The sequence below is a fragment of the Planctomonas sp. JC2975 genome, assembly GCF_012985205.1.
Classification (GTDB): Bacteria; Actinomycetota; Actinomycetes; order Actinomycetales; family Microbacteriaceae; genus Humibacter.
In genome coordinates this window covers 186552-198562 of the sequence record NZ_JABEKS010000001.1, presented here as the reverse complement: position 1 = coordinate 198562, position 12011 = coordinate 186552, and the positions used below count along the sequence as shown (strand labels likewise).

Here is a 12011-nt window from a genome sequence, read left to right as displayed (position 1 = left end):
ATCCCGTCGTCTTTCATCGAAAGAGGAATCGTGCGCACACTCCTGCCACGCACAGCCATGGACCGCATCGTCTCGGACCGTCCGGCCGCCGACCGCACTGGAACCGGACGCAGCGTCCCCGCTCGTCGGATCGGAGTCGTCCTGTCCGCCGCGGCGCTCGTCGCCTTGGCACTCACCGGATGCTCGGCCTCCGCGAGCAGTTCCTGCGTGCAGCCGGGAGATGCCTCGACCCTGGTGCGTTCGTCGGCCAGCCCGACTGAGTCCACCGGTTCGTTCCCGAAGCCTCTGCACGCCGACTCGCTGCAGAAGAGCACCATCAAGGCGGGTTCCGGCGACCAGATCACGGCCGGCCAGCCCGTCGTGATCACGCTGGGAATCTTCAACGGCCTCAACGGCAAAGCGCTGTCCTCGCCGGAGAGCGGACTCATCTCGGCTTCGACGTCGGGGAGCACGATCCCTGGCGTGCAGAAGGCGCTGCTGTGCAGCCGGGTCGGCTCCCGCATCGCCGTCACCGGCACCGTCGGGCAGATCCTCGGCAGCCAGCAGCAGTCGGGCCTTCCCGCCTCGACGACCGTCGTGGCGGTCACCAACGTGACGAAGGCCTTCCTCGCCCGCGCGAACGGCGCACCGCGTCCCGCACAGCCGGGAATGCCCACCGTCGTGCTCGCACCCAACGGCCAGCCGGGCATCAAGATCCCGTCGCACGACGCGCCGACCGCCCTCAAGACCGCTGTGCTCAAGCAGGGCTCCGGCGCCGTGATCAAGAAGAACGAGTCGGTCGTCGTCAACTACACGGCCGTGGCGTGGAGCGCCCCCGACACCGTGGCGTCCTCCTCGTGGAGCGATGGCTCCGCGGCCATCTGGCCGGAGAGCGACGGCTCGGTGCCCACGACGGTGTCGAAGCAGCTGACGGGTCAGCAGGTCGGCAGCCAGCTCATCATCGTGACCCCCGGCAGCAACGCCACCGCCTACGTCGTCGACATCCTGGGCATCGCCAAGTAGCGACCGCTTCGGAACACCGGAAGGCGGGTGTCGGACAGCGCGCGACGACCACGCGCGCTGCCTCGCACGCGCTCGCGCCGCACCTTAGGATGGCCTGCGTGTCCCCACAGAAGGTATCGGTCGAGGAGCGCCTTTTCTCTCTCGTGCTCACGCTCGTGGCCACGGAATCGGGGCTGACGAAGAACGAGATCCTCTCCAGCGTCCAGGGATACAACTCCCGTTTCCGCGACGGCGGAGACAACAGTGCGCTCGAGCGCCAGTTCGAGCGCGACAAGGACGACATCCGCGAGCTCGGCATCCCGTTGGAGACGGTCGAGAATCCGGGGGACCCCGGCAACAACCAGGCGCTGCGCTACCGCATCCCCAAGGCCGTCTACGACCTGCCCGCCGACATCACGTTCACGCCGCGCGAGATGGCGTTGCTCCGCCTCGCCGCCACGGTGTGGCGCGAGGGGTCCCTGTCGTCCGACTCCCGCCGCGCGATCATGAAGCTGCGCACGCTCGGCGTGGAGGCCGACGACCCCGTGGTGGGGTTCGCGCCGCGCGTGCGCACTCGCGAGGCCGCCTTCGAGCCGTTCGAGGTCGCGCTGGAGCGAAACGCCGTGGTGCACTTCGAGTACCTGAAACCCGGCGAGAGCCAGCCGACCAAGCGCGTCGTCGAGCCGCTCGCCCTCGTGCAGTTCCACGGCCGCTGGCTGCTGCACGCCCATGACAGGGGAGTGGATGCCCCGCGCACCTTCCTCCTGTCCCGCGTCATCGGCAAGCCACGCGTCACGCAGCTGTCCTTCACCCGCCGGGGCACGGATTACGCCTCCAAAGCGATCGACGAACTGCAGGCGATCTGGGAGCGCAACGCCGCCGAACTCGACGTGCAGCCGGGAACGGATGCCTGGGTGCGGCTGAGCAAGCGCGAAGACACGCGGGTCAACGAGGACGGCAATCTGATGGTGCACTACTCCGACACGGCACTCCTCGCCGACGAACTCGCCGGATACGGGCCGGAGGTCCGCGTCATCTGGCCGTCCAGGCTCGTCGACGCGGTGCGCGACAGGCTCGGCATCGCCTTGCACGCGCACACGGCCGTCACCGCCGGAAACGGAGAGGCGGATGCCCGTGGCTGACACCGCAACACCCCGCGACGCCCGCGACAAGCTGGCCCTGCTGCTCTCGCTCATCCCGTACCTGATGGACAACGAGAGCGTCCCCGTCGCAGATGCCGCCGCCGCCTTCGACGTCTCGCCGAAGCAGATCCGCGATGCCGTTCACCTCATCGCCGTGTCGGGGCTGCCCGGAGAGTCGCACGCCTATCTCCCCGGCGATCTCTTCGACATCGATTGGGACGAGCTGGAGGAGCACGATCGCATCGCGCTCACGCACACCGTCGCGATCGACGACACACCGAGGCTGTCGGCGCGCGAGGCCGCGGCACTGATCGCCGGACTCCAGTACCTCAGCTCGCTGCCGGAGCACGCGGATCGCGACGCCATGGCATCCCTCATGGCGAAGCTGGAACGCGGAACGGCGACCGGCGCTGCCCAGGTGGCCGTCGCGCCGGCTGCGTTGCGCGACACCGTCGCGACCGTGCGCGAGGCCATCGAGCGTCGCACTCAGCTCGACTTCGACTACGTCAGCGCGCGCGGCGATTCGGAACGCCGTACGGTCGACCCGTTGCGCGTCGAGTCCGTCAACGACGACTGGTATCTGCGCGGCTGGTGCCACCTCCGCAAAGCGGTTCGCACCTTTCGCATCGACCGCATCGACCACCTCGTCTCCACCGGAAAGCCGATCAGCGAACACGCGGCGGGCGTCGTGCTCCCCGAGCGGATGTTCCAGGGCTCGGCAGAGGATCTCACCGTCTCCGTCGACGTCGCTGCACCGTCGCTTCCGCTGATCGCCGACTACATCCCGGAAGACGCGGAACGCGTCCACGAGGGCGACCTCGTGCATACGAAGGTGCGCGTCGCGCACTATCACGGTCTCAAGCGCCTTGTCGCGCGGTTCGCGGGGCAGGTCGTCGTGACCGCACCGGATGACGCAAGGGCCGCCGTCGCCGAATGGGTGCGTGCCGGCGCCGAGCGCTACGAGGAGGCCGGCCAGGCATCCGCCGCCGAATCCGCCGGCAAGGGGCCCGACGCGTAGGCTTGATGACATGCCGTGGTGGTCGTGGGTCGTGATCTGGGTGGTGCTCGTGCTCGCCCTGCTCGGCATGGTCGGCTACCTCGGTTACCGGCTGTTCGTGAAGGCGATGACGACTCTACGGGCACTGGGCGAACTCACCGAGAAGTCCGACTTGTTGTCCGCTCGGTTCGACGAGACCGCGGAGCCGGCGTTCCATCCCGCCGTGCTGGGACCCGTCCGTGAATACGCTGGGCTCTGGGAGGCCCGACGTGCACGCATTGCAACGATCAGGCATACTCGGCGGGAAGTCCGAATCCGACGCGGTAAACTCCTCGTGAGTGCCGACCCCAGTCGGTTCTCCCACTTACTCCGAAAGCGAAACTGACATGCTTGGCGATCTCTTCAGCGGATGGCACATCTGGATCATCCTGCTCATCATCGTGCTCCTGTTCGGCGCGACCCGTCTGCCCGCACTGGCGCGGAGCATCGGCCAGTCCACGCGCATCTTCAAGAAGGAGATCCGCGAGGGACACGAAGAAGACGAGGCCGCCGAGGCCGCCAAGGATTCGAAGGCTGAGTCCAAGGCTGCGCCGGCTGCGGCTGAGAAGCCCGCCGACAAGATCTAGCCGTGAGCACCGCCGCTCGAACCAAGCGCGGCAGCAACCCCGAAGGCAGGATGTCCCTGGGGGCACACCTTCGGGAACTGAAGAACCGCTTCTTCTGGATCGCTGGGGGAATCCTCGTCGGCGCGATCGCTGGCTGGTTCCTCGAACCGTATGTATGGACCGCGATCAGCCTGCCGGTGCACGAGATTGCAAAGTCGCAACACGCAAGCATCAACTGGCCGAACGTCACTGCCGCCTTCGACCTGAAGCTGCAACTGAGTGTCTACATCGGCATCATCATCACGTCGCCGCTGTGGTTGTATCAGATCTTCGCGTTCCTCACGCCAGGGCTGAACCGCAAGGAGAAGGGTTACACCTTCGGGTTCTTCTTCACCGCCGTACCTCTTTTCCTCGCGGGATGCGCGGCCGGTTGGTGGGTTGTTCCGCACATCGTCAACGTGCTCACCAGCTTCGTCCCGAGCGGTGAGACCACGCTGCTGGTGGCGTCCGACTACTTCAACTTCGTGTTGAAGCTGATCATCGTCATCGGCATCGCGTTCGTGCTGCCGGTGTTCGTCGTGCTGCTCAACTTCATGCGAGTCATCAGTGCGAAGGCGATCATCAAGGCCTGGCGTTGGGCGATTCTGACGATCATGGTCTTCACCGCGATCGCCACCCCCAGTGCCGACGTCATCTCGATGTTCCTGCTCGCGCTGCCGTTGGTGGTGCTCTACCTGCTCGCGTGGGGTGTGTCCTGGTTGCACGACCGCCGCATCGCCAAGCGCGCACTCGACATCGAGGCAGAGCTCGCGTCCTGATCGCAGACAGCGCGGAGCCCGTCGCCTTTTGGGTGACGGGCTCCGCGCTGTCCGGGTAGGCGCCAAGGACCGTGCTGGGCACGCTCCACCGTCCGGAGCCGTCCCCGTGCGACGTCGCGGTCACTCCTGCGTGGCGACAGGGGCCACGCCATAGGCTGGCCTGATGACCGACCAGCTCTCGCCGGCCGAACGGTATGCCGTCTCACGCGGCCGTGGCGGGCATCCTCGGCTCGAGGAGTTCCGGCAACGGCAGCGTTTCGATCTCGATCCGTTCCAACGCGAAGCGTGCGCGAGCCTGGAAGACGGCCACAGCGTGCTCGTCGCGGCTCCCACGGGAGCAGGCAAGACGATCGTCGCGGCGTTCGCCGTCGCCCTCGCCATGCGCGAGAAGCGCGCCAAGGTGTTCTACACGACTCCCATGAAGGCGCTGTCCAACCAGAAGTACCAGGAGTTCGTCGACGAGTACGGCCCGGATGACGTCGGCCTCCTCACCGGCGACACCAACGTGAACGCGGGTGCCCGGGTGGTGGTGATGACCACCGAGGTGTTGCGCAACATGCTCTACGCCGAATCGGATCTGCTCGCCGACCTCGCCTACGTCGTGATGGATGAGGTGCACTACCTCGCAGACCGGTTCCGCGGTGCCGTCTGGGAAGAGGTGATCATCCACCTCTCGAGCGAGGTGCGGCTCGTGTCGCTGTCGGCGACCGTGTCCAACGCGGAGGAGTTCGGAGACTGGCTGCAAGCCGTCCGCGGGGACACCGATGTGATCGTGTCCGAGAACCGTCCGGTGCCGCTCGAGCAGCACGTGCTCGTGCGGCAGCGTCTCGTCGACCTCTTCGAATCGGCGGCCAGGGGTGCGGCCAACCGCGTCAATCCGGAGCTCGTCCAGATGGCCCGTGTCGGCGGACGTCCGTCTGGATCCCGTCAGTTCGGCGACCGCGGTCGGCGGCATTCACGAGGCGGCCGCCCGGATACCGGAAGGCTGGACCGTCCGGATGTCGTGCGTCTCCTCGACGACCACAATCTGTTGCCGGCCATCGTCTTCGTGTTCAGCCGGGCGGGGTGCGATCAGGCGGTCGCGCAGGTGCTGCGGTCGGGTATCCGTCTCACCGAAGCGCACGAGCGCGACGAGATCCGTCGGGTGGCGGAGGAGCGCTGCCGCACCATCGCTGACGAGGACCTGGCCGTTCTCGGCTATTGGGAGTGGCTGGAGGGCCTGCAGCGCGGAGTGGCGGCGCACCACGCCGGGCTCCTGCCCGCTTTCAAGGAGGTCGTCGAGGAACTCTTCCAACGCAAGCTCGTGAAGGTGGTGTTCGCGACGGAGACACTTGCGCTGGGCATCAACATGCCGGCCCGTACCGTCGTCCTGGAGCGCCTGGAGAAGTTCAACGGCGAGGCGAGGGTGCCGATCACGCCGGGGGAGTACACGCAGCTGACGGGTCGTGCCGGACGGCGAGGGATCGACGTCGAAGGGCACTGCGTCATCCAGTGGCGCGATGGGCTGGATCCGCAGGCGGTGGCGGCGCTGGCGTCGCGCCGCAGCTATCCGCTCAACTCGAGCTTCAGACCCACCTACAACATGGCGGTCAACCTGGTCGCCCAGTTCGGCCGGGACCGCACCCGCGAGATCCTCGAGTCGTCGTTCGCGCAGTTCCAGGCGGACCGCGCCGTCGTCGACCTGGCGCGCACGGTGCGCAAACAGGAGGAGTCCCTCGCCGGATACCAGCGTGCCATGCAGTGCCACCTCGGCGACTTCGCGGAATACGCTGCCCTGCGCCGTCAGCTGAGCGATCTGGAGCGCACGAGCGCCAGGTCCGGCTCGCAGAGCAATGCCGCCAGAGAGCGTCGCAGTCGCGAGCTGGCGGACCTGCGACGTCGGATGAAGCAACACCCCTGCCACGGCTGCGCCGAACGCGAGCAGCACGCCAGATGGGCTGAGCGCTGGTGGCGCCTGAAGCGGGAGACGGATGCCCTCACGCGCCAGATCCGCACGCGAACGGGCGCCGTCGCGACAGTCTTCGATCGAGTGGCCGACGTGCTCCTCGAGCTCGGCTACCTCACGGACCGCGACGGAACGCTGGCGCCGACGCAGCACGGACGGGTCCTCGGTCGGATCTACGGCGAACGCGACCTGCTGGTCGCCGAGTGCCTACGGCGCAACGTCTGGACCCAGCTCGATGCACCGGGTCTCGCCGCGATGGCCTGCGCCCTCGTGTTCGAGCCGCGACGGGACGAGCAGAATCCGGCAGAGCGGTTCCTCCCGCGCGGGCCGTTCCGCGAGGCGCTGCAGAAGACCGAGCTGCTCTGGGCGCGGCTTGACGAGCTGGAGCGCGAGAACCGGCTCCCTGGAAGCGATCCGCTGGCCACGGCACTGTGCGTCGCGATGCACCAGTGGGCGTCCGGACGTTCTCTGGCTGCCGTGCTGACCGAGGCTGACCTGCCGGCCGGCGACTTCGTGCGGTGGGCGAAGCAGGTGATCGATCTGCTCGATCAGCTCACGGGAGTGGCAACGGGTGGGCTGTCATCCGTCGCGCGAGACGCGCTGGTCGCTGTTCGGCGGGGGATCGTCGCGTACTCGGGCGTCGGATAAGACCCGCGGGCGGCTCCGAGCCGACGTGCGGTGGATGCAAGGCACCGTCCCCTATGCTCGATCTTCGTGAATCCGCCGCGCCGCCCGCTTCTGCCGCTGTGGGCCGCGGTCATCCTCGGGATCGGCGGGGGAGTGGTCTACGACGGCGCGTTCCCCGCGATCGACGTCTGGCCCCTCGCCTTCGTAGGGCTGGCGCTCATGCTGGTGGCGCTCATCGGCCGTTCCATCGGTGGAGCGATCCTCGTCGGATTCCTCTCCGGACTGGCGTTCTACCTGACCCAGGTGTCGTGGACGGCGCTGTACCTCGGTCCGGTGCCGTGGATCGCGCTCTCGGTCTTCGAGTCCCTGTTGTTCGCTCTGGGAGCGGTCGCGATCACCCTGGCGTACCGCTGGATCCCTCGAGCATTCCCGAGCGCTCCAGGGCGCCTGGGGCTGCTCCCGGTGGCCATAGCAGGGCTCTGGACGGGTCGGGAGTGGCTGTCCGGCAACTGGCCGTACGGCGGGTTCGCATGGGGGAGGGCTGCGCTGTCCCAGTCGCATGGTCCGCTCGCCCACCTCGTCGCGTGGTTCGGCATCGCAGGCGTCTCCTTCATCATGGTCTGGCTCGTCGCGCTGGCGATCGAGTGCGTCCGGTACCCCCAGCGCCCGTTCGCGCCGTCGCTCGATCCCGCATCAGGACGGACGGATGCCACGGCTCGGCGTCCCTGGATCCGCATCGCCGTCGCGCTGGCGGCGATCGCCCTGGTGCTCGGGGTCCCGCTGTGGCCCGCCACCACCTCCGGCACCACACGGATCGGCGCTGTGCAGGGCAACGGTCCGGCCGGATACTTCGACGGCGCCCAGCCAGGCGACGTGATGAACGCGCAGATTCAGGCCACGATCCCACTCATCGGCAAGCACCCCGACATGGTGGTGTGGCCGGAGGGAAGCGCCGACATCGACCCGACGAGGGATTGGTCGTCCGCCGACGTGCTCGACAACCTCAGCGCGCGCCTCGGCGCCCCCATGATCGTCGGCACCATCACCAACCGGCACGGCAAGTATTTCAACACGTCGCTGCTCTGGAAGTCGGGCAAGGGCGTCGTCGACTACTACGACAAGAAGCATCCTGTCCCGTTCGGCGAATACGTTCCGGATCGCTCGTTCTGGATGCCGTTCGCCCCGAGCCTGCTGGGCCTGATCCAACGTCAATACACTCCGGGAACCCGCGACAACGTCTTCGACGTGAACGGCATACGTGCCGGCATCTCCATCTGCTTCGACATCGTCGACGACCAGCTCACGACAGACATGATGAACGGCGGAGCGCAGGTCATTCTGGCGCAGACCAACAACGCCGATTTCGGGCGCACGAAGGAGAACATGCAGCAGCTGGCGATCGCTCGACTCAGAGCGATCGAGACCGGCCGCAGCCTCGTCAACATCTCCACGGTCGGCACCAGCCAGATCATCGATCCTGACGGCCGCACGATCGCGCAGATCGCCGCCTACAAGCCGGGGGCGATGATCGAGGATGTCCCGCTCGGCACCACGACGACGCCTGCGACCTTGCTCAGCCGTGCGCTGGAGGTCTTGGCGTGCGGGCTCGGGCTGGGCGCCCTCGTGGTCGCGGCCTTCACGGCTCCGCGTGCCGCCCGAGCTTCCAAGGGCGCGCGCCGGCGCTGACGGACCGCACGGCCGGATGCCGGGGCGAAAGCCCGAATCCGGTAGCACGTCACGGCACGCACACGAAGACGCAGCCCGCCGGAGCAGGCTGCGTCACGAATGTCCGGCCGGTGGCCGACGAGCGATCAGGCGCCGATCTTGTGCTCTCCACGGCGTGCCCGCAGGTATGCGAGCCGTTCCTCGAGGAGCTCCTCCAGCTCGGCACGCGTGCGGCGCTCGAGCAGCATGTCCCAGTGACTGCGCGGGGCCTTCACGTCTGAGCGGTCCACCTCGACGGGTGAGTCGTTGACGAGCAATGTGGCCTCGTGCCCGCAGTACTTGCACTCCCACGTCTCGGGTGCTTCGGCGTCGGCTGCGAACACGACGGGCGTCTCCCGGTCGCACTTCGAGCACTTGTAGTTGTACGTCGTGCGGGCAGAAAACGTGACGCCTTCTTCGCTCTGTAGGCTCTGGGCGCCCAGTCTCATACCGCGCAAGCTGCGATCTGCCATTGTGTGGTCTCCTTCTCGCGATGCATCCACACTTATAAACCGTCAAGCTGGGCATTCTCTGCCCGGCGCGCGCGGGGATTCAGCCTCCTTTCAGGAGATTTTCTTCATTCGACCGTTTTCGCCCAGGCCTCGAATCACTCCCACGAGGGTGTCGCAGCGGTCCGAGATGATGCCGTCGACGCCCATCCCGAGCAGTTCGTGCATCTCCTGTGAATCGTTCACGGTCCAGACGTGCACCTCGCGCCCGGCGTTCTGCACCGCCCGCACGAACGCGGGGGAGACCACCCGGATCGCGCCGCGACGATGGGGAACCTGCACGGCGTCGACATCGCGCAAGGCCAGCCGCACCAGAGCGCCCAGTCGAAGCCAGACACCGATCAGGGTGAGCACGACTCCGGGTGTGGATGCCGACGTGGCGGCTCCCGGCAGGCGCCGCACGGCTCGACGACGACGGCCTTGGTCGAAGGAGGTGATGAGCACGCGGGATGCTGCATCCGCCGCGGCGATGGCGTTCAGCGCAGGATCGAGTGCGGCATCCGTCTTGACGTCGATGTTGAATCGCGCCGACGGGAACTCCGCGAGAGCTTCCGCCAACGTCGCCAGTCGTCCGCCGCCTGCGAGTTCCAAGGCGCGCAGCTCATCCATCCGCAGACTCTCCACCGGGCCGGCGACAGCGGTGACACGGGCGAGGTCGTCGTCGTGGAAGATCACGCAAACGCCATCTGCACTGGCATGCACGTCCGTCTCCAGAATGTCAGCCCCAGCCTTCAGCGCGGCAGCGAAGGCGGGCAACGTGTTCTCCGCGCAGGCAAGGGCGAGCCCCCGGTGCGCGATCGCACGCGGGGGCTTCCCATCGAAATACCTGACCGGATCAGCCATCCGAGCGGTGCGCAGGACCGTCGGCGCCCCGACCATCGGCGCCCGAGGCCCCGTTGTTCGTTCCGGATGCCTCGTCGGCCGACGTCGGTGCCGGTTGGGCCGCAGGCGGTGCCGGAGCGACGTCCGCCGATGATCCGTCGCCAGAGGCGACAGGCGGAACGACGGGTGCACCGGTCAGGCCCGGAACGGGACGCTCTTCCGCCTTGGCTGCTTCGGCCTCCGCTTCCGCAACCGCCGCGTCGGCCGAGTCATCCGACAGGTCGGCATAGTCGATCGTCCGAGCAGTGGCGGCCGGAGCATCCGCGTCTGGCGCCTCCGCCCCTCCGCCCGCACTCGGTGGCATGAAGCCCGCGAACGGGCCGCCCTTGCCGCGTGTGGCGAAGCCTTCGCCGATTCCGCGCAGGGCCTCCGTGAACTCGCTCGGGATGAACCACATCTTGTTCGACGGGCTCTCCGCGATCTTCGGCAGAGTCTGCAGGTACTGGTACGCCAGCAGCAGGTTGTCGGGCTGACCCTCGTGGATGGCCGTGAAGACCGTCTGGATGGCCTTCGCCTGACCCTCGGCGTTGAGCACCTGGGCACGCGCGGATCCCTCGGCGTTCAGGATCGCGGCCTGCTTCGTGCCCTCCGCCGTGAGGATCGCCGACTGCTTGGTGCCCTCCGCGGTCAGGATGAGCGCTCGACGATCACGTTCTGCGCGCATCTGCTTCTCCATCGAGTCCTGGATGGACGCGGGCGGGTCGATCGCCTTCAGCTCGACGCGGCTCACTCGGATGCCCCACTTGCCCGTTGCCTCGTCGAGCACGCTGCGCAGCTGGCTGTTGATGTTGTCGCGGCTGGTGAGCGTCTCCTCCAGGTTGAGCCCGCCGACGACGTTACGGAGCGTTGTGGTGGTCAGCTGCTCGACCGCGCTGAGATAGTTGGCGATCTCGTAGGTTGCTGCACGGGCATCCGTCACCTGGAAGTACACGACGGTGTCGATGGAGACCACGAGGTTGTCCTCGGTGATCACGGGCTGCGGCGGGAAACTCACCACTTGTTCGCGCATGTCGATGAGAGGACGCAGCCGATCGATGAACGGCACCAGCAGGTTCAATCCGGGCATGAGCGTCTTGTGGTAGCGCCCCAGCCGCTCGACGATTCCTGCGGTCGCCTGTGGCACGATGCGCACAGACCGGAACAGCGTGACCAGCACGAAGATGAGAACGATCGCGACGATGATCGCCACGATGATTTGGATCACGAGTACCTCCACGTCGGTCATCTCGTCGAACCCCCCGCTGGCGCGACGACCGCTGTCGCACCCTCGATAGCCTTCACGTGCACCAGCGCGCCCGGCTCGAGCTGCGCACGCTGATCTGCTGCATCCGCGACAAGACGGGAGGTCCAGACCTCGCCGTTGGCCAGCCGCACCAAGCCCTTGCCGTCGCCGCCGAATGTCTGGACGACCCTGCCCTCCTGGCCGAGGAGCAGGGCGACGTTGCTCTTCGTCGGATCCTCGCCACGCCGGAGTGCTTTCAACAGCGGTGGTCGCAACAGGAAGAGCAGGAGGATCGACAGCACGGCGGCTACAAGGAGCTGCGCCCACCAGGGGAAGCCGAAGAGACCGCTGATCAGACCGCCGAGGGATCCGATCGCGAGCATGAGGAACACGAAGTCGAGCGAGAGCATCTCGATCGTGATGAACACGAGGATCAGCACCAGCCAGCCGATCCAGGCATACGACGAAACGACGTCCATGTCGCTTGCTCCCTCCGCGCTCGGTGAGACGCTACCAGCATGCGACTGCGGCACCACAAGAGATCCGGTGCGATTCCGTGAGTTCGATGCCTGTTCGCGC

Annotated in this window: 12 protein-coding genes; 8 read left to right on the top strand and 4 right to left on the bottom strand. The window is 67.2% G+C overall.

Annotation, left to right across the window (positions count from 1 at the left end):
• Positions 1–30 precede the first annotated feature (30 nt).
• The 8 genes from HII28_RS00945 (at position 31) to lnt (ending at position 8801) form a co-directional block, all read left to right on the top strand.
• Positions 31–1002: a hypothetical protein gene (locus tag HII28_RS00945; protein ID WP_170023599.1), complete on the top strand. Its 972-nt coding sequence runs from the start codon at positions 31–33 to the stop codon at positions 1000–1002.
• Positions 1003–1100: 98 nt separating this feature from the next.
• Positions 1101–2123 carry a WYL domain-containing protein gene (locus HII28_RS00940; RefSeq protein WP_346769135.1) on the top strand — a complete coding sequence of 341 codons (1023 nt, stop codon included), beginning with the start codon at positions 1101–1103 and terminating at the stop codon, positions 2121–2123.
• On the top strand, positions 2116–3141 hold the full coding sequence (locus HII28_RS00935; RefSeq protein WP_346769134.1) for a WYL domain-containing protein: 1026 nt from the start codon (positions 2116–2118) through the stop codon (positions 3139–3141). The genes HII28_RS00940 and HII28_RS00935 overlap by 8 nt, the downstream gene beginning before the upstream one ends.
• 10 nt (positions 3142–3151) lie before the next feature.
• Entirely contained in the window at positions 3152–3505 is a 354-nt protein-coding gene (locus tag HII28_RS00930) for a hypothetical protein (RefSeq protein WP_170023593.1), read from the top strand.
• Position 3506: 1 nt separating this feature from the next.
• Complete coding sequence (gene tatA / locus HII28_RS00925; RefSeq protein WP_170023591.1) at positions 3507–3746, top strand: Sec-independent protein translocase subunit TatA; 240 nt, start codon at positions 3507–3509, stop codon at positions 3744–3746.
• Between the two features lie 2 nt (positions 3747–3748).
• The gene (tatC, locus tag HII28_RS00920; RefSeq protein WP_346769133.1) at positions 3749–4543 is read left to right on the top strand and encodes a twin-arginine translocase subunit TatC; all 795 of its coding nucleotides are present in this window, start codon (positions 3749–3751) and stop codon (positions 4541–4543) included.
• 163 nt (positions 4544–4706) lie between these two features.
• Positions 4707–7136 carry a DEAD/DEAH box helicase gene (locus tag HII28_RS00915; RefSeq protein WP_170023589.1) on the top strand — a complete coding sequence of 810 codons (2430 nt, stop codon included), beginning with the start codon at positions 4707–4709 and terminating at the stop codon, positions 7134–7136.
• A 66-nt stretch (positions 7137–7202) separates the two neighbouring features.
• Positions 7203–8801, top strand: a complete 1599-nt coding sequence (gene lnt / locus HII28_RS00910) for an apolipoprotein N-acyltransferase (RefSeq protein WP_170023587.1) — start codon at positions 7203–7205, stop codon at positions 8799–8801.
• 125 nt (positions 8802–8926) lie between these two features.
• On the opposite strand, the gene HII28_RS00905 is transcribed toward lnt, so the two are convergent.
• The 4 genes from HII28_RS00905 to HII28_RS00890 form a co-directional block, all read right to left on the bottom strand.
• Positions 8927–9292, bottom strand: a complete 366-nt coding sequence (locus HII28_RS00905) for an RNA polymerase-binding protein RbpA (protein ID WP_170023585.1) — start codon at positions 9290–9292, stop codon at positions 8927–8929.
• 90 nt (positions 9293–9382) lie between these two features.
• Positions 9383–10171 (bottom strand): glycerophosphodiester phosphodiesterase family protein, encoded by a 789-nt coding sequence (locus tag HII28_RS00900; protein ID WP_170023575.1) that lies wholly within the window; start codon positions 10169–10171, stop codon positions 9383–9385.
• Entirely contained in the window at positions 10164–11435 is a 1272-nt protein-coding gene (locus tag HII28_RS00895; protein ID WP_170023573.1) for an SPFH domain-containing protein, read from the bottom strand. Before HII28_RS00895 ends, HII28_RS00900 begins: the two co-directional genes overlap by 8 nt.
• Positions 11432–11911, bottom strand: coding sequence for an NfeD family protein (locus HII28_RS00890; protein WP_170023571.1), 480 nt, complete (start codon positions 11909–11911; stop codon positions 11432–11434). Before HII28_RS00890 ends, HII28_RS00895 begins: the two co-directional genes overlap by 4 nt.
• Between the last annotated feature and the right edge of the window lie 100 nt (positions 11912–12011).

What these genes read in the sequence shown, in the direction of transcription:
- HII28_RS00895 (WP_170023573.1), bottom strand. Translation starts at nt 11,435, where the DNA reads ATGACCGACGTGGAGGTACTCGTGATCCAAATCATCGTGGCGATCATC.
- HII28_RS00915 (WP_170023589.1), top strand. Translation starts at nt 4,707, where the DNA reads ATGACCGACCAGCTCTCGCCGGCCGAACGGTATGCCGTCTCACGCGGC.
- HII28_RS00905 (WP_170023585.1), bottom strand. Translation starts at nt 9,292, where the DNA reads ATGGCAGATCGCAGCTTGCGCGGTATGAGACTGGGCGCCCAGAGCCTA.
- tatA (WP_170023591.1), top strand. Translation starts at nt 3,507, where the DNA reads ATGCTTGGCGATCTCTTCAGCGGATGGCACATCTGGATCATCCTGCTC.
- HII28_RS00900 (WP_170023575.1), bottom strand. Translation starts at nt 10,171, where the DNA reads ATGGCTGATCCGGTCAGGTATTTCGATGGGAAGCCCCCGCGTGCGATC.
- HII28_RS00890 (WP_170023571.1), bottom strand. Translation starts at nt 11,911, where the DNA reads ATGGACGTCGTTTCGTCGTATGCCTGGATCGGCTGGCTGGTGCTGATC.
- HII28_RS00930 (WP_170023593.1), top strand. Translation starts at nt 3,152, where the DNA reads ATGCCGTGGTGGTCGTGGGTCGTGATCTGGGTGGTGCTCGTGCTCGCC.